This is a genomic window from Patescibacteria group bacterium (assembly GCA_038064855.1).
In the GTDB taxonomy this organism is placed as follows: Bacteria; Patescibacteriota; Minisyncoccia; order Ryanbacterales; family GWA2-47-10b; genus SICQ01.
Window position 1 is genome coordinate 26377 of the sequence record JBBTSE010000002.1, and the last position, 21801, is coordinate 48177.

Here is a 21801-nt window from a genome sequence, read left to right on the forward strand (position 1 = left end):
GGCGTATCAGGTCGAGCGTACGGTCGACCTGTCTGCGCAGGTTCCCGAAGATGTCGCGCTGTCTCGGCATGTCCCCTCCTGTTTGGCAGGCGAGAAGAACTGAAACGGGCGGCAACGTCAACGACAGCGCGGGTTGGATGCCGAAAAGAAAAGAGCCAGCTCCCTTTGGAAGCTGGCTCGTATCGTTTCAGAACCTTCCCGTGTCCACGAACGAGACATAGCGGTCATCGCCGATCACGACATGGTCGAGAATGCGGATGCCGAGGAGGTCTCCGGCCTCTTTGAGGCGGCGGGTGAGCGCAACGTCCTCGGCGGACGGCTCGGGATCTCCCGACGGGTGATTGTGAACGAGGATGAGGGTGGCAGCATTCGCGATGATCGCCGCCTTGAACACCTCGCGCGGATGGACGAGCGACGCGGTCAGCGACCCGACCGACACCGTGTTGAAGCCCATCACGCGACCCTTGCCGTCGAGGAGCACGGCGATGAACTCCTCGCGGTCGAGCTTCAGGAAGCGGTCACGGAAGGTGCGGAAGATCTGCTCGGAGCCGGCAACCGGCGAGCCGGCCAGACCGTAGCCGCCTCGCCGCTCTCGGACGACCTTGAGCTCCCACATGGTCAATCCTCCCCGGGGAGCATGATCGTGGCGACCGGTTCGCCTTCATCGCCAGGTCCGACATGGAGGATCATCTCCACAACCTCGGCGTCGATGAGGACCGAGAACGAGACAGAGCTGTCGTCGGGCCGTTTGCGGGCGGCGAGTGAGGACATCCACAGAACGTCGTGGGCTCTGCCGCGGGTGTCCTCGTGACTGTCCGCGGGCGCTTGGACGAGAGCCCAGACGGCGGCCGTCATGGCGACCGGAATCCGGAATCCACCCATCATCTCGCGGGTGCTTGCCCACTCGGTCATGTCGACGAGCACGCCATCCTCGATCGCCTGACCGCGCGTGTAGCGGTGGACGACATCGGCGTCCGAAAAGAACTTTTCCATGGTCACCCCTCGGGTGACTGTTCAGAGAGAGGAATCTCCCCCCGGGAGGTCTCGTCAAAGAACTCCCCGGGAGAGGTCTGCGAAAATGCAGACCGGATCGGGTGAAAGGTGATAGCGACAGTCGCGTCTCTTCCATCAACACAGAGGAGGACTCGCCGATGCGCAGGTTTCTTGTTGGATCGATCGTGACTGTCGTTCTCGGATATTCAGCCTTCCCGCTGCAGGGGAGCACGCAAGCGGAGATCGCACCCGTCGTTCCTGATATCGTCGAGAGGAGCGGCTGCTGCTCATGGCACGGCGGCGTCTGCGGTTGCGACTCTGGGCGCGCCGTGTGTTGCGACGGTATGCTCAGCCCGTCGTGCGGCTGCTGATGGCGCGGTGACCGGCCATCTCGGAATTCAAGCGATGTCGCGAGGTGCCAGCGTCTCCGCGCTGAATGGGTGCGTCTGGATGCCGAGGGTCATGAGCTTCAGGTAGATCTCGTGGTTCGGCAGGTAGACGAGATCGCCCTCCGAGATCTCGGGGTAGAACTCGCGCGCGACGATCTCGGCATCGGCCAAGCCGATCCGAAACGAGATGATCGTGCCGACGTTGCCGATGATCGCGTCGCGGATCTCCGGTGCCAACTGCGAGAGGTACTGGTGCGCGAGCACCAACCCCACGCGGTACTTGCGGAGCTCCGAGAGCATGTTCGCGAGCGAGAGGGTCGTGAAGTTCTGGAACTCGTCGAGGTAGACCCAGAAGTGTCGCCGCTCGGTCTCCGGGATCTCCGCTCGGCCGAAGGCGGCGTTGCCGATCGACGAGACAAGTAGCGATCCCAAGAGGTTCGCGGTGTCCTCGCCGATCTTCCCCTTGGCGAGGTTGACCAGCAGGATCTTGCCCTCGTCCATGACGCGCCGAAGATCGAGGCCTTCTCCCTTGCCGTTCAAGATCCCGTAGAGGAGGGGGTTGGCAAGGAACGCCCCCACCTTGTTTTGGATTGGTGCGATCGCCTCGGCGCGAAACCGATCCGGATACCCCGGAAATTCCCGCAGCCAGAAGGACCGGACCTGCGGGTTCTCGACTCGTTGTCCGACGCCTCGCCGGTAGTCGTCGTCCGAGAGCAGGCGAAGGACATCCGCGAGCACCGGCTTCTCCTGGTCGAGAAGCGCCAAGAGCGCATTCCGCAGGATGTGCTCGAGGCGCGGTCCCCAGGAGTCAGCCCACAGCTTTCGGAACACCTCGAGCATCGCGGAGGCGGCAAGTGACCTCTTCTCGAAGGGAACCCCGCCGAGCGGGTTGAAGGAGAGGGTCCGCGATCGGTCAGGCACGTCGAAGTAGATGACATCGCCCTTGCGCTCGTCGGGGACCGCGCCGAGCACGCGCTCGACCAGATCTCCGTGGGGATCGACCAGGGCGAAGCCGTAGCCTGCACGAAGATCATCCCGCATCAAGGTTTCAAGGAGCGTCGACTTTCCGGTTCCCGTCTTGCCAAGCATATATATATGGAAGAGCCGATCGGTGGTCCGAATCCCGAAGGGCCTGTGTTCTGTGCGAAAGTTCGTCCGGGCGAAGACGGCAAGGTGGTTCTGGGTGTGGTGCATCCTCACCCATGATCGAGCCCATCGCTCCAGCACACGAGACGGGAGGACTTGCCGTTCGCGGCAACATGCCCCGTCTACTCGGCCCGCTCCATCCTCCTACGCTGAAGGCAGACGCTCTTTGGACAAAGGAGGATACGATGAGCCAGGAGCAGAACGGTCGGACGCGATCGGCCGCAAGAGGTCCGGTCGCCCAGATGCGGGTGAAGCGAAGCGTGAGCCCCGACGGCAGGATCGACTCGCTCTCGGTCGAGATCACCTCGCCCCTCGAGAGTCTTGCGCCAGATGAACTCACGCGATGCGCGAAAGAGATCATCGCCAGCGAGGCCGAGGTCGTCGAGGTCTTTCTCGGGAAGCAGCAGGCGGAAACCCTCCCTCGGTCGAAGTCGCGAGCGAACGGCAACGGAGCCAAGGGAACCCCGGCCCAGATGCTGTCAGTCGGCGGCATGGACACCGAGTGGGGTAGGCGCCTCTTCATCACCTTCAAGGTGAATGGGGAGACCGCCCGCGTGTTCGGCTCGACGCGGAAGGTTGCGGGCCTGCTCGCCTCGGCCGGCACGCCCCTCGAGGAGTCGGCGATCGAAGAGGGTCTTGATCTGAACATCCCGTGCAGGGTCCTCACGGGCAAGACCAAGGACGGCCGCTACCTCTCGATCGAGAAGGTGCTGCCGGCGACCTAACCCACAAGGCCAGACGTTCCTCGGAGCGTCTGGCCTCTTTTTCAAGCTGGTTCCGGAAGGCAAAGAAAAAGCCGATTGGTTGGTCCAGTCGGCGGGGCGTACCCGATTCGGGTCAGGAAAGGAGCGAGAGACGCCTGAGGTCGTCCTCCGTCCAGCGGGCTTGGAGTTCGATCATGCTCCGGAGAGTCTTTGGCGGGAAAGTGTCGCCAGAGTGGTGGAAGGTCACGGTGACGCGGCGCCCGTCAGCATGCGTGTAGTGGCGGTGGCTGCCGCGCTGGCGATCGAGAGTGAACCCGTCGGCGAGAAGAGCTCGAACGAGTTCGCGGGCTGTGAGGGAGCGGAGTCGGCTGTAGTCGATCATCCGATGGTGACGGCCACCACGGGTTCATCCAGTACCTTGACGTCTGCTGGCAAGGCCTCGCCGTCCTCGAGAAGGCTCTCGAGAACCATCTGGGCAACCTCCTCGATATTGCGGAGCGCCTCGTCCTTGGTCTTGCCCCACGTGGCGGCACCCCTCGCCTCGAGGGCGGGGACGTAGGCGCGCCAAGCGTCAGCGTCCGGCTCAACGACGACCGGGAAGACATACGACTTCACGATTCCACCTCCTTTCTTGAGGATCTGGGTTGATTCCATACCCAAGTGTAGGGAGACCGGCCAACAGTGTCAACCTATGTTTAGTAGCTTGTAAAGAACGCCGCGCTCTTCTCCTGATTGTCCACGTGACGATGAAGCCCTGCATGCTCGTAGTGTTGTTTGTAAGGAGTACGAGGTCGCCGATTTGGCGATTCACTTCCGAGCCGGAACGTCTCCTACTTGTGGCGGGTATCGGTCGATCGGGAGGGTTGGACGAAGCCGACAGGACTCTTCTCGACGCGGGCTGGTGGCAGTTTTGTCGTCCCGAGATCTTCGCCAACGCGGTCGAGGACTTCCTTGATCCCGGGAATCCATGGGACGCTTTGACGGAGCGGGAGATCGAACCAACGGAAGGACGAGAACTCTCGGAAATTTAGCTTCACTGCTCCCTTGTTGGCGAGGCAGAGAAAGCGGATGCCGGGGATGACTCGCTGTTCGGTAGGCACGTGGATTGAGTACGCCTCGAGAATCTGTCTCGGCTCAATGGCGAGTCCGAGTTCTTCGAAGATCTGCCGCTTGATGGCAGCTTCGAAGCTCTCTCCGGGGAGCACCGAACCACCGCCACATTCCCAGTGGCCCGGAAAGAGAGATCGTTCCCGTGAGCGTTTCGCCCCGAGTACCTTCCAGCGTCCCGCATCCTGGCGAACGCAGACGCCCGCGACGTGTACCTCGATGAGGGGTGGGCCATCCTCGCGGATGGGAAAGTGTGCGTGCTCAAGCTTCACATTCTCATTATACACCGCCCGTGAAGAATCCAAGCGATCCGATATCGGGCGGTCATAGCCTCGGAGCGGGAAGCATCGAGACGGCTCTTGTAGATGTCGCGGATCAGCTTCTTCGCGTCGACGAGTCCTTTCCATCCTCCCGCATGGCGGGGGAGGTTGCCACGAAGGGAACACCACCCCTCTTGGTTCCTGATCGAGCCAGGGTCATACTTGGGCAGCATCACGCGGCGATGCTGCGGCCATCGTGTGCTTGAGTGTCGGTGAGTTCTCGTATCTTCGCGAGCGTCGCAAGAGCGGAGGCATCAGCGCTCAGGGCAAGGGTTCGAACGTCCTCTACGTAGGTCCACATCTCAATAAAGAATCGAACTCCGGACTGCTGGGGGCAGTCCGCGGGCGAGCTGTGGGAGCGAGCAAGATTCTCCCCAGGTCCACCACTTCGCTTCGGTGTTATGATAATTGTATAGAATCGAAAAAAAATAAAGTTAATCGTCTTGTCTATCGAAGTTAAATTGTGACCATTAAAATAGCTTAGTTTATATGATTCCCCTCTTAAATATGGCATTTCACGTGAAATATTGGACATTTCTGTGTATATCTATTGGACATTGTGGATAAAGGACATTAAAATCATGTCTTTTATGTCCTTTTGCCTTATGTATGCCTCAATATAGCGAAAAGCGTCGTATAGGGAACATTGCCGAAGACGTATCGGTGGTGTTTCTTGTGAAAAGCGGTCATATGGTTTTAGATAGAAACTATCTAAAGAAGTGGGGCGAACTCGATATTGTATCGGTTGACCGATCCGATACTATCCATTTTATAGAGGTTAAGTCTAAAACTATCGGCTTTTCACGTGAAATGAATATAGATAATACTCAAAATTTAGTTTCACGACAAGTTTCACAAAAAAGTTTCACAGCAAATACATTTAAAATAGAGCTTTCACGTGAAAGCATTGATGAGGAAAGTGATGGATATCGACCAGAAGATAATGTCCATTACTTTAAGCAGAAGCGCATGATGCGGGCGATCGAGTCATATATAATGGAAAACGAAAGTAAGATGGGGGATAGAGAGTGGCAGATTGATGTTTTGGCCGTAGCCCTCGATTTTTCACGGGAAACGGCTATAATGAGGCATATTGAAAATGTGATTTTTGATATATAGTCGTGTGAGACTATTTTTCACGTGAAAGCATGATTCGGAGTGTAGTATACCGGTAGTACGTCTGCTTTGGGAGCAGATAGACTGGGTTCGATTCCCAGCACTCCGACAATTCATAATAAAAGGGAATCGAAGGGAAGTCTGGGAGACTTCCCCAGCTCCGCACTAAGCGAAGCGCAGAAGGAGGATTCCCAGCCCGCCCAGGGCGAGGCAGGCACTCCGACAGTCTCTATGGGGCTTGCAAATAAGTTGTTTTTGTGATATAGTTTTTTCGACACTTTAGGCCCTTGAGAACTGAATAATATAGGATTAACGCATTCAGAGAGAATCTCGGATGCTTACAGAGAAGAGAAAAGGAAGGAGAGAATGGTTATGAAGCGTTCACTGTTCGGATTTTTGGTGGTTCTCATGTTCGTGCCGCACTTTGCTGGCGCGAGTGAGATGCCCCGTAACCTCGAAGACTACTGTGTCTTCGCGAACAAGAAGTTGCTGCTTGGCACCAACGCCGCCATCATCGGTGGTAGTGCTGGCGTCAATCGCGTGATAGAACGAGCGTCGCGGTTTTCGATGGTGATGCAATCGCACTCCATCGTCGACCCCAGCTTCCCAGTCGCCGCCTCGTCGATCAAGATGGTCGACTACGCGACGGTAGGGGGTCTGTTTAGGGATTTCCTCACGAGAGTGGGGATCGTCAACGTCAACTGGGAGTTCGATGGTGATTTCCCTGTCCTTACCTTGCCCGACCTCCCATTCTTCTTGCCGGAGGACATTCACATCATCCCGCAAGAAGGGACGACATGGCTCGGACCCGGCCGGTATGGAATCCTCGAAGTAGGACCCGGCGCGACCGTCGTTCTGACGGGCGGCGAGTATCACTTTCTGCAGACCTGGTTTCGTGCCGGTTCGCAGTTCTACTACGAGAATCCAGTCGAGGTCAGGGTGCAGGGAAAATTCATGGGCGACGAAGGCATCGTCGTCCGCTCTGCGCCTTGGGCTGATGTACTACCACACGATGCAAACTTCGTGGTAGGTGGTGCGATGGCGACCTTTGGACCCTATGGTTCATACGATGGGATGTTCTATGCCCCGCGCAGTAGCATTCGAGTCCAGAGGCAGACTACGATCACGGGTCAGGTGGTTGGTAACAAGGTTCGGTTCTCCGATAACGTTCGGTGCATTTGGGCGGCGGGAATCGTACCAACACCAACACCGAGCCCAACTCCAACTCCTATGGCGACCCCGACACGGACTCCCACACCCACTCCTACTCTCACGCCGACACCAACTCGTACGCCCACACCGACGGCAACACAGGTTCCAACTCCTACTCCGGCGCCTACGGCGACACCCACTCCGACCCCGACTCCCACACGCACGCCAAGTCCGACTGTAGCGCCTACGGCGACTCCCAGTCCCACGCCAGTACCTACTGCAACCCCGACAGGAACTCCTACGCCGACCGCGGTACCAACACAAACGCCGCCAGTATGCATCCCAAGCGCAGAAGTGTGCAACGGGCGTGACGATGACTGCGATACCAAGATCGACGAGGGTAATCCTGGTGGTGGCATCTCGTGTAGTACCGGGAACCTCGGTGTGTGCGCGGCGGGTGTGACCAAGTGCCACCAAGGCAATGTGATCTGCACACAGAACACGGGCGCCTTCCCCGAGATCTGTACCGATCAGCTCGACAACGACTGCGATGGTACGGTCAACGACGGATGCCCGTAACCGCTCTTCGAAACCAGAAACCAAACCATAGAAGGGCAAACCCTTCGAATCACAGCCCAGTGCGCTCCAATGCGTGCTGGGCTTTTTCATTGCTGGGGAGTATTGACTTTTTCGTTAAAAAATGTTAAAGTTTCTCCGTTATATCGGCTCCTTAAAAACTTCATAGCGACGAGCAAGATACTCAATTTCAGCAAATAAACTTATTACTGGATTCGAAAAAAAATAAACTAGAAACAATATCTTATGAAGAAGGGAATACTTTCCGTATTCTTTTCTCTTGCATTGGTATTTTTCCCAGTACTCGCACACGCAGAAGATATTAGTGAAAATAATCTTCCGCAGTGGTTTGGGCTCTCATCTACCTCTGTAGGGGTAGGAGATCCAGTGGAGTTCACAATTGGCGTAAATGATTTGGATGGCGATCCTCTCACTGTTACGACCGAACTTCCTGATGGTGCATCGTACGACTTGCCGACGGGTATCTTTTCATGGACGCCAAGCGCGGCTGGTATTTACACTGCTAACTTTTCAGCGAATGACGGTCATGGTGTAGGCTCACATCTTGTAACAATCGAAGTTAATGCAGTAAACAACCTTCCTGTTTGGTCAGGTCCTCGTAGTGCAACGACAACCGTCGGCACTCTCATCAATTATGTAATTGGCGTGAATGATCTCGATGGTGACGCGTTGACTATTACGACGACATTGCCTGATGGCGCGTCGTACGATCAATCAACGGGCGTCTTTTCATGGACACCTACTGCAATTGGTATGTACACTGCGCGCTTCTCAGCTTCAGATGGAAAAGGTGTCGGGGAGCATACACTTACTGTTGAGGTGGTTGAAAGCTTAAATCATCTCCCTGTTTGGTCAGGTCCTCGTAGTGCAACGACAACTGTCGGCACTCTCATCAATTATACATTTGGTGTGAATGATCTTGACGGCGATCCACTTACACTCGAAATCATGCGTCCCGCAGGCGCCACCTATGCCACAAGCACGGGGGCGTTTATCTGGACACCGACAACTCAAGGGCTCTTCGTTGCCACATTCATCGCTTCTGATGGTGTTGGTAGCGCAACGCATACATTTACTATTGAGGTCAATGAAGTAACGAGTGGCAATCGCCCTCCGTACTTTGTAAATTTCAATCCCGGTATTTTTGCGACAGCACTTGAGAAATACGAATATGACGCGAATGCCGAAGATCCCGATGGGGATACTTTGAGCTATTTGCTTACAAAGCGCCATGTTGGTATGGTGATTGCCACATCAACAGGTGTTATCACATGGACTCCAGAAATAGCACAGGTATCGTCAACGCCATATGACGTTATCGTCGCGGTTACAGATGGTACCTATACGGTCACTGAAGATTTTAAAATCACAGTTACCCAAAACCATCTTCCTGTTTGGTCAGGTCCTCGTAGTGCAACGACAACCATAGATACTCTGGTCATGTTCACCATCGGAGTAAATGATCTCGATGGCGATCCGCTCAAGCTTTCACTTGTGCGGCCCGTAGGATCAGTATATGCCACGAGCACAGGCGTCTTTATGTGGACGCCAACCATGATCGGTACCACTGATGTTTTATTCAGTGCGTACGATGGCACGGGTACATCAACACACAAAACTACTATTGAAGTAGTAAGTGGCAATCACCCGCCCATCTGGTCAGGTCCTCGTAGTGCAACGACAACCGTCGGCACTCTCATCAATTATACATTTGGTGTGAATGATCTTGACGGCGATCCACTTACACTCGAAATCATGCGTCCAGCAGGCGCCACCTATGCCACAAGCACAGGGGTGTTCTCATGGACGCCGGGTGCAACTGGCACTTTTATCGCAAAGTTCACTGCAAGCGATGATAAATTTGCTACCAGCACCCACACATTTACTATCGAAGTGAATCCCAAGCCAGTAGATCCTCCACCACCACCCCCACCGCCACCCGGCGGAGGGGGAGGCGGAGGCGGTGGAGGAGGCGGAGGCAATGGGCCTCCATGCCTCATCAATAATAGTTGTAACACTCCACCAGCACCCGCACTTCCACCCCCACCTGCACCGAGTACTCCCGTAAATAATCCAGTTCCTTCACAACCAAACCCCAGCCCACGACCCGTGCAGCCAACGCCAGCCATACGGCCGGCACCTGCACCAGATCTTGCTCTCGTATCAAACCTGATTGCGACGACGACGCCCGCTGAAGGCCCGTCGCTTGCGTCTGTATTACTTGCGGGATTATTCAACTTCTTAGGTTGGCTCCGCTCAAATTGGTGCATCCTTGGTTGGTTGCTCTGGCTTCTCACGCTTCTCGCGTTTATCCTCTATGTGATCTTTACGAACACAGACGAAGATGACGAGGAAGTAAAAGAGTCAACGCCACCTAACGGATTGCCAATCATGCCGTTCGATGATGAATCGAATGAGCCGATAAAAGAAGCTGTATCGGAGAATACGCTCAGCGAATACTGGGAAACAACTCCACAAGAGAATAAGTAATACTCTATCAAAAACCACCCTCTCGGGTGGTTTTTGGTTTTTATGCGTGGTGCTAGAATGTTTATAGAGAGGTTTTATCAGCTTAAATGTAATTTTTATGACAAATTTTGAAGGTGGGCCGAAAGAAGAGTCCGAGAAGGTTGATCTCGTAGAAGTAATGGAGCGATTAAAAGATCCCGCAGAGATAAAAGCATTTTACGATGAATATGTTGAAAGTGTTCGAGCCCAGGACCCGGGAGGAGACGCTGAGGGTCTGGTAAAACAAAATATAGGGTTTGTACTTGATCGTCTCGCAGATCAAGAGGTAGCACAGCGCTGGCGAGACGCTTTGCCCGGCACAGAATATGCGGGGTATATGGAAGTTAAGAGGTCGGAAATACCTAAGAACTCAGAAATTAAGGGAAAGAAAAAATAAAGAAGCATCAAGGGTGATAGGTTCCCCAGGTACTCTTGGCTATAAAACTTAAAAAAACAAAAAAGCGCCGCAAGGCGCTTTTTTGTTTTATGTGCGGTCGGCGGGAGTCGCTTTGCCTCCACAGCAAAGCCACGGATTTTTGCTCGAACCAGTGGCGCAAAAATCCGGTTCGACCCCCTTTCATCCAAAACAAATAAAAATAACCCCGCACTACGTGGGGTTATTTTTATATGCAAATTTATTAATCCAAATGAGGTGGGAAAAGGGTCGCGCAATCAGGATTTTTACTTGCTTCCGATAAGTATGTACGAATAGTAGACAATCCATAAGTCGCATCATTCCACAGTTTTGGATAATCATAATTGACTGCCTGACATATGTCGCGCGCACTTTTATTTGATGTTGTCTGCTCAGGGTATTTCATAAAAATGAATGCTACTTTGAAGTCCTTAACAAATTCCTTCCCATTGTCGTGAGAGTTTAAAATACGACTTCCATCTCCCGTATAGTAAATCCTATTACTAAACTGAGGATTATTATAAGGATTATATTGAGGATCTTTCATGCAGGCTGTTAGTTGTTTTAGCATTGTTTTGAAGTTGTCTAAAGTGATATTTTTGCGGACGCCGTAAAATGTATCCCCTTCAGAGCCTTTCCTTTCAAGGTCATAGGCAATAAACATATCTTTAGTTGCAAGTTCTTCTTCAGTCATCAAACCCATCGCGTAGAGGTCAATATAATTAAATCTAGGGGTGGTGTTCGTTATGCCTTCCATGCCAGTAGTGGTGAATGTACCGTCCTTATTGTCTATGATTCTGCTGAGACGAGGTTGAAGGTATGTGCCATTTTTAGCTTGCAATGCCCCTCCAACTATTACGCTCAGCGGGCCAGCCTCAAAATTTGATGACCAATGTCCCGATGGAAAGTCGTACACATATGAGGCCCACGAATCAAAGCATTGAGGTGCCCCCTGAACACCCCAGCCGACCCCCCAGTAATGCCCGAGTTCATGAACAAATACATAGCCGGAAAGAGTGGTATCATCCCACATTTTAAATTGTTGTATATATCTTAGGCGTGTAGGGTATCCGCTACAGTTCATATTCTCTACCGTAGAGCACTCGTTAATCTGCCCAATATTCGAAGGTACATAGCGTCTCATAAAACCATTGCTCCACCCATTGTATTTGTTATTTTGTTTGCCAACATCAAATGTTACCAACATATCAAATTCATCAGGATATATTTCATAGAATTTTTGAACCACTGCATTCATAGACATGACACCATTTTCGTATCGACTCGGATCATTTTCTGGAACTTCTAAGATTAAAACATTTGGTATGGGTTTTGTTAGGGTTTGCGGTGGCGGGAGAAGTTTTTTGACGGTAGGAGGTAGAGGTTGAGCGACAGGAGGCATGACCACGACCGGTGTCGGTATTGGTTGTTGAGGCGGCGTCGACTTCTGTGGGAGCTGTCTTTGCTCAGGTTTTTTCTCTAAGATTTTTGTATTCGTTGTTTCCTGTTGGTCTTCTTTTTTAATCACAGAAGAGTTTTCGGTAGTATCTACTACCTTTTGGTTTTCCAGCTCTTCGGATGTTTTGGTTGGTATGGTTGCGCGCTCCTTGTCTTCAGAAGTTTCTAATTCATAAAAATAAACTCCGCCTCCAACAGCTATGACACTAACAATTACAAGCAAAAAAACCACTGGTGCGAATCCTGTTCGATGATTCATACCCTCATACTATCTTTGTTATTAGAGATGTACAATTAGTTCCTTGTGCGGTCGGCGGGAGTCCCTTTGCTTCCACAGCAAAGCCACGGATTTTTGCTCGAACCAGTGGCGCAAAAATCCGGTTCGACCCCCTTTCATCCAAAACAAATAAAAATAACCCCGCATAGCGCGGAGTCATTTTTACTTGTGCGGTCGGCGGGAGTCGAACCCGCGTCTGCTGCTTGTCCCGCAAAATACAGAGCGCAGCGACAATATTTTGTGAGGATCCCGTGACAAGGGTGATTCTGGTGCGAGCGGCGAGAATCGAACTCGCGCCCTCTGCTTGGAAGGCAGACGTTCTACCATTAAACTACGCTCGCGTTTTTATATGGATTGACGCTCTGTATAACGGGATCTTCGCAGAACATAGTCGTTTCACTCCTTGTTCTGCGGGAGAAGGCAGCCATAATAGCCGTTATACGACGACCGCTTTTTAAAAATGCCGCTTTCATCCCCTTCCGGAGAAGGGTTTACAGCGGCATCGGTATCGTAGCATACGCTAGCGAATTTCAAAAGACGAAAATTCACCGCTATACTCACCCCATGCAGTTTCACAATGATCAACCGTTGAGAACTCGGGGCCTTTGCCGGTCCAGTCTGCGAGTTTTTGGAGTGCCGCGTGATCACCCTCGGCGACAATGTCTACTGACTCGTCAGGATTATTTTTCACGAAGCCGCAAAGGTCAAGCTCGTCAGCTTTTTGTTTTGTGTAAAATCGAAACGACACTCCCTGCACGCGGCCGGTTATCTTGATCATGATGCGTCCTTGTGGTTTCATTGGTTTCATTAAAACAAAAATACCTCGCGGGTGCGAGGTATTTTTGTATAGTGGCAGATTCTTACTTAACTGCGTCTTTGAGGCCTTTGCCTGCGCGAAACTTTGGAACTTGCATTGCAGGTACTTGTACTGCAGCGCCCGTGCGCGGGTTGCGTGCGGTGCGAGCTTGGCGCTTTTTGGTAAGAAAGGTGCCAAAGCCAGATACCGCTACCTCGTCTCCCTTTGAGAGAGTTTTTGTGATTGAATCGAATACGGTGTCAACTGCTTCTTCAGCACCTTTTTTGGTACCGCCGATTTTGTTGAAGACTGCTTCGATTAAGTCGCCTTTGTTCATGTGAGAAAAAAATTATTTTGAGTTACGACCTTTTTCGTTTTGCATGAAATGCTACAGACATAGTATCACAAATCCTTTGTTTGCAACACATTTTGCACTTTCATTATGCACAGCCCACTTTAGCGGGCGTATTCGATGGACCTGGACTCGCGGATGACATTTACCTTGATCTCGCCCGGATACTTGAGCTCTTGCTCGATACGGTCGGCGATGTCACGAGCAAGCTTCTTGGCCTCCAAGTCACCAATCTTCTCGGGGGTGACAAATACGCGGATTTCACGGCCTGCCTGAATGGCATATGACTTTTCGATACCTGGGAAAGATCCCGCGATACGCTCAAGATCTTCTAAGCGTTTGAGATAGTTTTCTACTGAATCACGCCGTGCTCCAGGGCGTGATGCAGATATTGCATCGGCGGTCTGGACGATGATCGATTCGAGCGTTTCATACGGGTATTCTTCGTGGTGTGACTGCATCGCCTGGATAACGGCAGTATCAACCCCAAATTTTTGTAGAATGCGGCGACCAATCTCGACATGCGTTCCCTGTACTTCGTGATCGACTGCTTTGCCGATGTCATGCAAGAGTGCGCCTTTTTTGGCGATAGCAATATCAGCGCCAAGTTCGGATGCAAGCATACCCGAGATGTGCGTCATCTCAACCGAGTGTTGAAGGACATTTTGCCCGTAGCTGGTGCGAAAGCGCAAGCGACCAAGTAGCTGCATAAGGCGGGGGTCAAGGTCAAAGATGCCGACCTCGTACGCGGCGGCGTCTGCCGCGTCTTTCATTATTTTTTCAATTTGTGATTTTGCTTTATCGACTGATTCTTCAATGCGCGCGGGCTGGATACGCCCGTCAGAGATCAAGTCTTCGAGTGCCATCTTGGCTATATGCCGACGCACGGGGTCAAAGCCGGAAATGGTGATCATGCCCGGTGTATCATCGACGATGATTTCAACGCCAGCCGCGCGCTCAAGGGTGCGAATATTGCGACCTTCGCGTCCAATAATTTTACCTTTGAGTTCTTCGGATGGGATGACGACGCTGGTGGTAGTCACCTCAGACGCGGTCGAGGTAGCGACGCGTTGGATGATAGCCGCTAAAATATCGCGTGCTTTTTTGCCAAGGCGTTCTTCGCCCTGCAGTTCGAGCTTATGGAGACGACCTAAAAAGTCTGACTCGTATTTTTTCTCAATGGCGCCAAAAAGTTGCTCGCGGGCATCTTCTTGTGAGAGTTGCGCTACGCGCTCGAGAGCTGCGCGCTGTTCTTCTTCTTTGTTTTTAAGCGTTTCTTGTGCTTGGCGGATTCTCTCCACTTTGTCGCGGAGGCCCGTTTTTTCGTCTTCGAGTTCTTGCGACTTTTTTTCGAGTGTTTCTTCTTTGCGTGTGTTACGGTCTTCCCATTTGTGAATTTCAGCTTCGCGTTCTTTGATTTCCTTTTGAGCTCCTTCGAGGACGCTTGTTGCTTTTGTTTGTGCCTCGAGGATTAATTGTTGGCCTCCAGTCTTAGCTTCGAGAAGTTTTTTCTGAATCTCGAGCTCGATCGAGTTTTTTTGTTGTTGAGCAATAAATTTGCGCAAGACATACCCGATGCCAACGCCCGCCAGAAGCACCAAAGCCACAACGCCGAGTTGTGAGGTGAGGTACATAGAGGTGAATTAATACTTGGTTCATAAATAACGACAATAGTTAAGGTAGCTTTACTATATGATTTTTCAGCGCTTTCGTCAATGTGATACACTGGAGACATGAACTTCAAACCGATAGTGCTCGCGGTGCTCGATGGCTTTGGTATCAACACATTGCCGGGCGAGTCGCCTTTGCAGATGGCAAAAAAACCTACCTTCGATGACATTCATCAGTTCTATCCGTTTACTACCTTGCAGGCATCGGGTCTTGCGGTGGGTTTACCGTGGGGCGAGGAAGGAAACTCTGAAGTAGGCCACCTGACCATCGGTTCAGGGCGCGTACTCTATCATCATTTGCCACGCATCATTGTCTCAATTCAAGATGGTACTTTTTTTGAAAATCCCGCGTTTGTTGACGCGCTTGCACACGCACGATCAAACAAGGGCACGCTGCATATCGTGGGACTTTGCTCGTCTGGATCCGTGCACGCGTATGTCGATCATCTTTATGCGCTGCTCAATTTTGCGCGTCGTGAAAATGCTGAGCGGGTCGCGGTACATATTTTTGGTGATGGGCGAGATGCGGCAGTGCGCGAACTCAAAACTTTTTTACCGCAGCTCGAAGAGCGTATGCGTACCGAGTGCCCCAATGCGTTTATCGCCTCGATCATCGGGCGACATTTTACGATGGATAGAGAAGAGCAATGGGCGTTAACCCAACAAGCATATGATTGTCTCATTGGCAAAAAGGGCGCGGCCTTTGAATTTCCAAAAAAATATATTGATGATCAGTATACTGCCGGTATCACTGATGAATTTTTTACGCCCGCATGGCGTGTCAACGAAAAGGGGGAGCCACAGGGACGCATTCGCGAGGGTGATGCGGTGATCTTTATGAATTTTCGTGAAGATAGTGAGCGGCAGATGGCGCACTCGTTTGTCGATCATGATTTTACCAAGTTTGATCGCGCGTTTATCCAAAATTTGTTTTTTGTAACGATGACCGAATATGAAAAGGGCTTGCCCGCACATGTGGCATTTCCCCCGCTCAATCTTGAGTGGCCGCTCTCACGCGTGATCTCGTATGCGGGGCGCAAACAATTTCATATCGCCGAGACCGAAAAGTACGCGCATGTGACCTATTTTTTTAACGGTGGCAAAGAGCAGCCGTTTCCGGCCGAAGATCGTAAGCTCATGCCATCTGCACGCGTGCCATTTGATCAAAAACCGGAAATGTCCGCACGCGAGATTACTGACTCGGTACTCGAGATTATGCCTCAGTATGATTTTATACTGATCAATTTTGCCAATGCTGATATGGTGGGGCACACAGGTAATTTTGACGCAACCGTAAAAGCAATCGAGACGCTCGATGAATGCTTGGGTAAGCTCAAGAAAAAGCTTGATGAGATGGGCGGCGCGCTTGTCATCACCGCTGATCATGGCAATGCCGAGGAAAAACGCTACCGGCTAACCGGTGAGCCACGCACGAAGCACTCGGCAAACCCCGTGCCGTTCTATCTCGTAGCAGGTCAATTTCGTAGAAAAGAAGCTCGATCACAGCAAGAAATCGATGCGCGTCTCAATCAGATCGAGGGTGTACTCTCGGATGTAGCACCCACCGTACTCGACCTCATGGGTCTTTCCGTACCCGCTGAGATGACGGGGATTAATCTACTCCCGCGTTTGCTCGTATAACCTTTCCTTGCTACTCTCAGTGGAGTCTTCCTTTTTTACTCCAGCGAGTAAGCAGTGTGCTTGCTGGGGGCCGTAGGTCGCTCGGTTTGTTCCGCCTCTCACCGTTTGAGTTGCTACCCCGACCCGAGCAATGAGGTGTCTGAGGAGTTCGGACGCGCTACTGGGGAGTCAGCCAGTCTCTCATCAGTAAACGACCAACTGGCGTTTTTACCCACTCTCGATATCATCGAGAGTGTTTTTATTTTATAAACAAAAAAGCCCCTGCGGGGGCTTTTTTGTTTTGAGTTTATTTTGTTTTAGATTTGATGACCTCGTCGATGATGCCATATTTTTTAGCTTCTTCTGGATCCATATAGAAGTCGCGATCAGCATCTTTTTCAATTCTATCGAGCGATTGCCCCGTGTGCTTTGCCAAAATTTTATTGAGGCGATCTTTGACTTTGAGGATGTGGCGCGCGTTGATCTCAATGTCAGATGCTTGACCCTCTGCGGCACCCAATACTTGGTGGATCATGATATCAGCGTTGGGGAGTGAATAGCGTTTGCCCTTTTGACCAGCACCGAGCAAGATAGCACCACCCGAGGCTGCCATGCCTACGCAGATGGTAGCGACATCAGGCTTGATGTGCTGCATAGTGTCATAGATAGCGAGTGTTGAGGTTACTGATCCGCCCGGCGAGTTGATATAAAATGAAATGTCTTCTTTGGGGCTTTGGAGCTCCAAGAACAAAAGTTGAGCGATAATCGCGTTTGCTACCTGATCATTGATCTGGCTACCCAAGAAAATAATGCGGTCTTTGAGAAGACGCGAGTAAATATCATAGGCGCGTTCGCCGTAGCTTGATTTTTCGATAACAGTTGGGATAAGCATATTATTGGATCTCTAAGAGTTCTATTACTTTTTCGTTTCGTAAGACGCCTTTAGCGTACTCCTCTACGCGACCTCGGTCAATCTGTGCTCGGTCTTTTTCTTCGTAGGGGCGGAGCATGACTTCTACGCGTTTGGTGACTTCGTCGGTGGTTGCTTCGGTCGATTCCTTGTGCGCAATTTCGCGAAGGGTGAGCGATACGCATACACGGCGCGCCGCATCTTCTTTAAATCCTGCGCGGATTTCAGTCTCAGGTTTTTTTAGATGCGCCAAGTATTCGCTCCAGACAAGACCCATCTCCTCAATGCTGTGACGCAACTCGTCCACCATCTTGGTCTGCTCGGCGTCGATCATGATCTCTGGGATTTCAACCGTAGCAGCTTTGGCGATTTCTTCGATAAGGCGCATGCGATGCGCGTCGCGTGCTTTACTATTTTTTTCTTCTAAAATGCCTTGCTTGATATTATCTTGTAACGCTGCAAGTGTTGAAAAGCTCCCGAGTGTTTGTGCATAGGCGTCATCAATTGGTGGGGGAGTCGTGCCTTCAGGCGTGCGCACGCGCTGGATGTAGGTAAGTGTATCGGTTATTTCTTTTTCAGTTACCTCGAGTGTCGGTGTCTCTTTTTTGCTATTTACTTCGTGTGCGATACCTCTCCAGTCGGGCAGGGTAATATCAGGCATGACTGCTACGCGCGCCGTCCATTCAAGGGGGTTGCCGCGCGCAATTTTAGTTATGTGAAATTCGGCAGGACCAATAGCTTCAATTTTTTGCTCCGCCAAAACTTTCGGCCATTCATGTTGCAGGGCGGCTTCTGCCGATTCTTGCAAGATTTTATCTTCGCCAACTTTGTCGACTACCATTTTTTCGGGCGCTTTACCTTTTCGAAAGCCATCGAGCTCCGCATCGGCTACAACGCGCGTGGTTGTCTTCAATATATATGAGTCAAAGACATGCGTGTCGATAGCGCCCTTGATCTCAACACGCGAGTTCTCAATTTTTATGATCTCTACACTCATTTAGTTCAAAAACGGGATGATAAGAAGTGCTACGATATTGACGACTTTGATCATAGGGTTGATGGCGGGGCCGGCCGTGTCTTTGTATGGGTCGCCAACGGTATCGCCGGTGATGGCTGCTTGATGGGCAAATGATTTTTTGCCTCCATGGTGGCCGTCCTCAATATATTTTTTCGCGTTGTCCCACGCAGCTCCCCCCGCGGTCATCGAGAGACCGACAAAAAGTCCTGTGGTGATAACGCCGATGAGAAGGCCGCCCAATGCTTCGGCGCCAAGTGCGAACCCGACGATAAGGGTGACGAGGATTGGTAAGAGAGCTGGTACTATCATCTCGCGGAGTGCCGCTTGGGTTACGATATCTACCGTGCGCGCATAGTCAGGTTTTGCGGTACCTTCCGCAATACCCTTGGTGGTGGTCCACTGTCTGCGTACTTCGTGTACGACAGCGCCCGCCGTGTTACCTACTGCACGCATAGCGATTGAAGCAAAGATGTATGGGAGTGCGCCGCCGATAAAGAGACCGGCGAGTACCACGGGATCTGCCATATTGAGAAATACTGTTTTTCCGAGATGGGCTGCTTCATCGAGATACGCCGAGAACAAAACGATAGCGGCAAGACCTGCTGACGCGATAGCATATCCTTTGGTGACTGCTTTGGTGGTGTTGCCCACCGCGTCGAGAGGGTTGGTGTTCGCGCGCACTGACGCCGGAAGATTCGCCATCTCGGCGATGCCACCCGCGTTGTCAGTGATAGGACCGAACGCGTCGATGGTGATGATGATGCCAGCGAGTGAGACCATGCTAAACGCCGCGATCGCTATACCATAGAGATCTGCAAGCGCGTAGGCGCCGAGCATGCCAGTGACAATAATAAGAATCGGCACAAAAGTTGCCTCAAGTCCCACCGAAAGTCCGATGATGACATTGGTGCCGTGTCCCGACTCAGACGCTTTTGCGATTGATTTAACAGGGCGGAATTTTTTTGATGTGTAATATTCAGTAATGAGGACCATTGCGAGCGCTACAGCGATACCAATGGCTGCTGACAAAAACATCGCCATAGCGTCGCGCACAAAAAACATGCGCGTGACGGGGATGAAGAATACCGCGGCAAGGATAGAGGTCGCGACAAGCGACCTGTAGAGTCCTTGCATGATGGTTGCTTCACCTTTTATCTTGGCAAAGAAAAAGCCAATGATCGATGCGATGAGTGCCGCGCCACCCAATACAAGCGGGTAGAGCTGTAAAGTTTCTTGGCCTGACGCAAGAAGCAATACGGCGACAAGCGTGACAGCATAGGTCTCAAAAAGATCAGCTGCCATACCCGCACAATCACCTACATTGTCGCCAACATTGTCAGCGATGACTGCGGGATTTCGTGGATCATCTTCGGGGATGCCGAGCTCGATTTTGCCTACGAGATCTGCGCCCACATCAGCACCCTTGGTATAAATACCGCCGCCGAGGCGCGCAAATACCGAGATGAGTGATCCACCAAACCCAAGGCCGATCAGCGCGTCTACTAGATGCGCGGTGCCTGCGTATGCGGCATAAAAGAGTGTAACCGCCAAAAGAGCGAGGCCTGCTACCAAAAATCCAGTAACCGCACCTCCTTTGAATGCGACATCGAATGCTTGTTTGATGCCTGTTCGCGCGGCCTCAGCAGTGCGGACATTTGCCATGACCGCTGTTTGCATGCCGATAAAGCCGGCAAATGCGGAGAAGACCGCGCCTATCAAAAATCCGAGAGCTAAATGCATCGAATAAGCGACAGCGAGTACTACAAAGAGTACGGCAGCTACGATACCTACGGTACGGTATTGGCGCTTGAGGAATGCGTATGAACCTTCGCGGATTGCGGTTGCGATTTCTTGCATGCGCTCGTTGCCTTCGGGGAGTTTGATGATCGCGAGGCGAAGCCAAAAGGCGAACGCGATAGAGATGAGACTGGTGATAATTGCGAATGTAATCATAGGAGTGTGATCAGTAGGCTAATAATCTTTTATGATTTCTCTTCAGTTGAGGTTTCCTCGGTTTTTTCAGATTCGCTCGGTGTTTCTTCAGAATCAGTATCATGAGCTTCTCTACCTTCGCGGGTTACGATATCAATCTTCCAACTGGTGAGTTTGGCGGCCAAACGAACATTTTGACCATTGCGGCCGATAGCGAGCGAAAGTTGAGAATCGTCAACAAGTACGGTTGCCGTATGGGTATCTTCATCGGTAGTGACATCGAGTACTTTGGCAGGCGAGAGAGCGTTCGCGATAAACTTGGTAGGGTCGTCTGACCATTCGATGATGTCGATTTTCTCGCCACCAAGCTCGGCGATGACGGTGCCAACACGCACACCCTTTTGACCGACGAGCGATCCTACCGGATCAATACTTTGGTCGTGTGAAATGACGGCAATCTTTGTGCGAGAGCCAGCTTCGCGGGCAAGACCCTTGGTCTCCACAATGCCTTGGCCGATTTCCGGTACTTCTATCTCAAAGAGTTTACTGACAAAGCGCGGGTGTGAGCGAGAGAGATACATGAGTGGGACGCGTGCTTGCCGTTCGCTCATCAGCAAAAGCCCTTTGATGCGCTCACCAATGCGATAGCGTTCGTGTTGTACCTGTTCTTCGGCGGGCAAGAGGGCGGTGGTGCGTCCGAGATCAAGATACACATTGCGTCCTTCTACGCGCTGGACAATACCGCTGACGACTTCCCCCTGCTTTTCTTTAAATTCTTCGTAGATAGCTTCGCGTTCTGCCTCGCGAATACGCTGGATGATGACCTGTTTTGCGGTTTGCGCGGCGATTCGACCATAGTCGGCGTGAGTCTCGAGTGGGAAGATGAGTTCTTCACTCAATACGGCATCTTTTTTGATTTTATGTGCTTCGTCTACCATTATATGGCGCTCAGGATTGAACCGAACACGCTTTTGCTCACCCCCCATTTCCTCGTCTCGTTCGGAGTGACCCGAAGAGTCTTCGGCGGCCACTTCTTCTTCTGACTTGAGCATTGACTGGTCGACGACGATTTTGACCTGCGAAAAGGATATCCCACCTGAATCAAGGTCAAAAGTTGCTCGTATAATCTGTCCACGCTTGCCGTAGTCGCGTTTATAGGCGGCAGCGAGCGCCATATCAATGGTCTCGAGGACCTTGTCTTTTGATATTCCCTTTTCTTCGGCGAGCTCTTCGAGCGTTGCTTTGATTATTTTGAGATCCATGAGTGTATAGTTGTTTTTTGGATAAAAAATGGCCCGTTTCAGACGGACCATCAGAACAA

The 21801-nt window shown here is 51.7% G+C and carries 18 protein-coding genes, 2 tRNA genes and 1 pseudogene; 7 read left to right on the forward strand and 14 right to left on the reverse strand.

The annotated features are described in order from the left end of the window. Positions 1 to 187 precede the first annotated feature (187 nt). The 3 genes and pseudogenes from AAB417_00530 to AAB417_00540 all read right to left on the reverse strand — a co-directional run bounded on the left by AAB417_00530 (position 188) and on the right by AAB417_00540 (position 2471). Positions 188 to 547, reverse strand: a pseudogene (locus AAB417_00530) (JAB domain-containing protein). A gap of 71 nt (positions 548 to 618) precedes the next feature. After that, a complete protein-coding gene (locus tag AAB417_00535; GenBank protein MEK7630506.1) occupies positions 619 to 993 on the reverse strand; it encodes a DUF6573 family protein in 375 nt (124 codons plus the stop codon). Positions 994 to 1391: 398 nt separating this feature from the next. Next, positions 1392 to 2471 carry a TraM recognition domain-containing protein gene (locus AAB417_00540; protein ID MEK7630507.1) on the reverse strand — a complete coding sequence of 360 codons (1080 nt, stop codon included), beginning with the start codon at positions 2469 to 2471 and terminating at the stop codon, positions 1392 to 1394. A 113-nt stretch (positions 2472 to 2584) separates the two neighbouring features. On the opposite strand from AAB417_00540, the gene AAB417_00545 reads away from it, so the two are divergent. Then, positions 2585 to 3253 carry a hypothetical protein gene (locus AAB417_00545; protein ID MEK7630508.1) on the forward strand — a complete coding sequence of 223 codons (669 nt, stop codon included), beginning with the start codon at positions 2585 to 2587 and terminating at the stop codon, positions 3251 to 3253. A gap of 357 nt (positions 3254 to 3610) precedes the next feature. On the opposite strand, the gene AAB417_00550 is transcribed toward AAB417_00545, so the two are convergent. Together AAB417_00550 and AAB417_00555 are read right to left on the reverse strand one after the other, a co-directional pair. Further along, positions 3611 to 3886, reverse strand: a complete 276-nt coding sequence (locus AAB417_00550) for a type II toxin-antitoxin system HicB family antitoxin (GenBank protein MEK7630509.1) — start codon at positions 3884 to 3886, stop codon at positions 3611 to 3613. A 176-nt stretch (positions 3887 to 4062) separates the two neighbouring features. Further along, positions 4063 to 4611 carry an NUDIX domain-containing protein gene (locus AAB417_00555; protein MEK7630510.1) on the reverse strand — a complete coding sequence of 183 codons (549 nt, stop codon included), beginning with the start codon at positions 4609 to 4611 and terminating at the stop codon, positions 4063 to 4065. Between the two features lie 657 nt (positions 4612 to 5268). On the opposite strand from AAB417_00555, the gene AAB417_00560 reads away from it, so the two are divergent. The 5 genes from AAB417_00560 (at position 5269) to AAB417_00580 (ending at position 10429) form a co-directional block, all read left to right on the forward strand. Further along, positions 5269 to 5778 carry a YraN family protein gene (locus AAB417_00560; GenBank protein MEK7630511.1) on the forward strand — a complete coding sequence of 170 codons (510 nt, stop codon included), beginning with the start codon at positions 5269 to 5271 and terminating at the stop codon, positions 5776 to 5778. Between the two features lie 35 nt (positions 5779 to 5813). Continuing rightward, a tRNA-Pro gene (locus AAB417_00565) sits at positions 5814 to 5884 on the forward strand. Positions 5885 to 6147: 263 nt separating this feature from the next. Next, positions 6148 to 7506, forward strand: a complete 1359-nt coding sequence (locus AAB417_00570) for a MopE-related protein (GenBank protein MEK7630512.1) — start codon at positions 6148 to 6150, stop codon at positions 7504 to 7506. A 243-nt stretch (positions 7507 to 7749) separates the two neighbouring features. Then, positions 7750 to 10014: a putative Ig domain-containing protein gene (locus AAB417_00575; GenBank protein MEK7630513.1), complete on the forward strand. Its 2265-nt coding sequence runs from the start codon at positions 7750 to 7752 to the stop codon at positions 10012 to 10014. 97 nt (positions 10015 to 10111) lie between these two features. Continuing rightward, complete coding sequence (locus tag AAB417_00580) at positions 10112 to 10429, forward strand: hypothetical protein (protein ID MEK7630514.1); 318 nt, start codon at positions 10112 to 10114, stop codon at positions 10427 to 10429. Positions 10430 to 10670: 241 nt separating this feature from the next. Here AAB417_00580 and AAB417_00585 read toward each other — a convergent pair whose 3' ends face one another. From AAB417_00585 to rny, 5 genes are all read right to left on the reverse strand, one after another. Then, the gene (locus AAB417_00585; protein ID MEK7630515.1) at positions 10671 to 12164 is read right to left on the reverse strand and encodes a hypothetical protein; all 1494 of its coding nucleotides are present in this window, start codon (positions 12162 to 12164) and stop codon (positions 10671 to 10673) included. A gap of 285 nt (positions 12165 to 12449) precedes the next feature. After that, a tRNA-Gly gene (locus AAB417_00590) sits at positions 12450 to 12523 on the reverse strand. Between the two features lie 179 nt (positions 12524 to 12702). Continuing rightward, entirely contained in the window at positions 12703 to 12981 is a 279-nt protein-coding gene (locus AAB417_00595; GenBank protein ID MEK7630516.1) for an acylphosphatase, read from the reverse strand. A gap of 61 nt (positions 12982 to 13042) precedes the next feature. Next, positions 13043 to 13315: an HU family DNA-binding protein gene (locus AAB417_00600; protein MEK7630517.1), complete on the reverse strand. Its 273-nt coding sequence runs from the start codon at positions 13313 to 13315 to the stop codon at positions 13043 to 13045. Between the two features lie 119 nt (positions 13316 to 13434). Next, a complete protein-coding gene (rny, locus tag AAB417_00605; protein MEK7630518.1) occupies positions 13435 to 14964 on the reverse strand; it encodes a ribonuclease Y in 1530 nt (509 codons plus the stop codon). A 99-nt stretch (positions 14965 to 15063) separates the two neighbouring features. On the opposite strand from rny, the gene gpmI reads away from it, so the two are divergent. Next, on the forward strand, positions 15064 to 16641 hold the full coding sequence (gene gpmI / locus AAB417_00610; GenBank protein ID MEK7630519.1) for a 2,3-bisphosphoglycerate-independent phosphoglycerate mutase: 1578 nt from the start codon (positions 15064 to 15066) through the stop codon (positions 16639 to 16641). Positions 16642 to 16927: 286 nt separating this feature from the next. On the opposite strand, the gene clpP is transcribed toward gpmI, so the two are convergent. The 4 genes from clpP to nusA are packed head-to-tail and all read right to left on the reverse strand — an operon-like array spanning position 16928 to position 21742. Further along, positions 16928 to 17512 (reverse strand): ATP-dependent Clp endopeptidase proteolytic subunit ClpP, encoded by a 585-nt coding sequence (gene clpP / locus AAB417_00615; protein MEK7630520.1) that lies wholly within the window; start codon positions 17510 to 17512, stop codon positions 16928 to 16930. A gap of 1 nt (position 17513) precedes the next feature. Then, complete coding sequence (locus tag AAB417_00620; GenBank protein ID MEK7630521.1) at positions 17514 to 18527, reverse strand: trigger factor; 1014 nt, start codon at positions 18525 to 18527, stop codon at positions 17514 to 17516. Further along, positions 18528 to 20501: a sodium-translocating pyrophosphatase gene (locus AAB417_00625; protein ID MEK7630522.1), complete on the reverse strand. Its 1974-nt coding sequence runs from the start codon at positions 20499 to 20501 to the stop codon at positions 18528 to 18530. It lies immediately after the preceding gene. 29 nt (positions 20502 to 20530) lie between these two features. Beyond that, positions 20531 to 21742 (reverse strand): transcription termination factor NusA, encoded by a 1212-nt coding sequence (nusA, locus tag AAB417_00630; GenBank protein ID MEK7630523.1) that lies wholly within the window; start codon positions 21740 to 21742, stop codon positions 20531 to 20533. Between the last annotated feature and the right edge of the window lie 59 nt (positions 21743 to 21801).

Bases quoted from the DNA above. Each gene is read 5' to 3' on its own strand.
- AAB417_00600 (MEK7630517.1), bottom strand. From the start codon at position 13,315: ATGAACAAAGGCGACTTAATCGAAGCAGTCTTCAACAAAATCGGCGGT.
- AAB417_00535 (MEK7630506.1), bottom strand. From the start codon at position 993: ATGGAAAAGTTCTTTTCGGACGCCGATGTCGTCCACCGCTACACGCGC.
- AAB417_00550 (MEK7630509.1), bottom strand. From the start codon at position 3,886: ATGGAATCAACCCAGATCCTCAAGAAAGGAGGTGGAATCGTGAAGTCG.
- AAB417_00595 (MEK7630516.1), bottom strand. From the start codon at position 12,981: ATGAAACCACAAGGACGCATCATGATCAAGATAACCGGCCGCGTGCAG.
- nusA (MEK7630523.1), bottom strand. From the start codon at position 21,742: ATGGATCTCAAAATAATCAAAGCAACGCTCGAAGAGCTCGCCGAAGAA.
- AAB417_00620 (MEK7630521.1), bottom strand. From the start codon at position 18,527: ATGAGTGTAGAGATCATAAAAATTGAGAACTCGCGTGTTGAGATCAAG.
- AAB417_00580 (MEK7630514.1), top strand. From the start codon at position 10,112: ATGACAAATTTTGAAGGTGGGCCGAAAGAAGAGTCCGAGAAGGTTGAT.
- gpmI (MEK7630519.1), top strand. From the start codon at position 15,064: ATGAACTTCAAACCGATAGTGCTCGCGGTGCTCGATGGCTTTGGTATC.
- clpP (MEK7630520.1), bottom strand. From the start codon at position 17,512: ATGCTTATCCCAACTGTTATCGAAAAATCAAGCTACGGCGAACGCGCC.
- AAB417_00540 (MEK7630507.1), bottom strand. From the start codon at position 2,471: ATGCTTGGCAAGACGGGAACCGGAAAGTCGACGCTCCTTGAAACCTTG.
- AAB417_00560 (MEK7630511.1), top strand. From the start codon at position 5,269: ATGCCTCAATATAGCGAAAAGCGTCGTATAGGGAACATTGCCGAAGAC.
- AAB417_00570 (MEK7630512.1), top strand. From the start codon at position 6,148: ATGAAGCGTTCACTGTTCGGATTTTTGGTGGTTCTCATGTTCGTGCCG.
- rny (MEK7630518.1), bottom strand. From the start codon at position 14,964: ATGTACCTCACCTCACAACTCGGCGTTGTGGCTTTGGTGCTTCTGGCG.
- AAB417_00545 (MEK7630508.1), top strand. From the start codon at position 2,585: ATGATCGAGCCCATCGCTCCAGCACACGAGACGGGAGGACTTGCCGTT.
- AAB417_00625 (MEK7630522.1), bottom strand. From the start codon at position 20,501: ATGATTACATTCGCAATTATCACCAGTCTCATCTCTATCGCGTTCGCC.
- AAB417_00575 (MEK7630513.1), top strand. From the start codon at position 7,750: ATGAAGAAGGGAATACTTTCCGTATTCTTTTCTCTTGCATTGGTATTT.
- AAB417_00585 (MEK7630515.1), bottom strand. From the start codon at position 12,164: ATGAATCATCGAACAGGATTCGCACCAGTGGTTTTTTTGCTTGTAATT.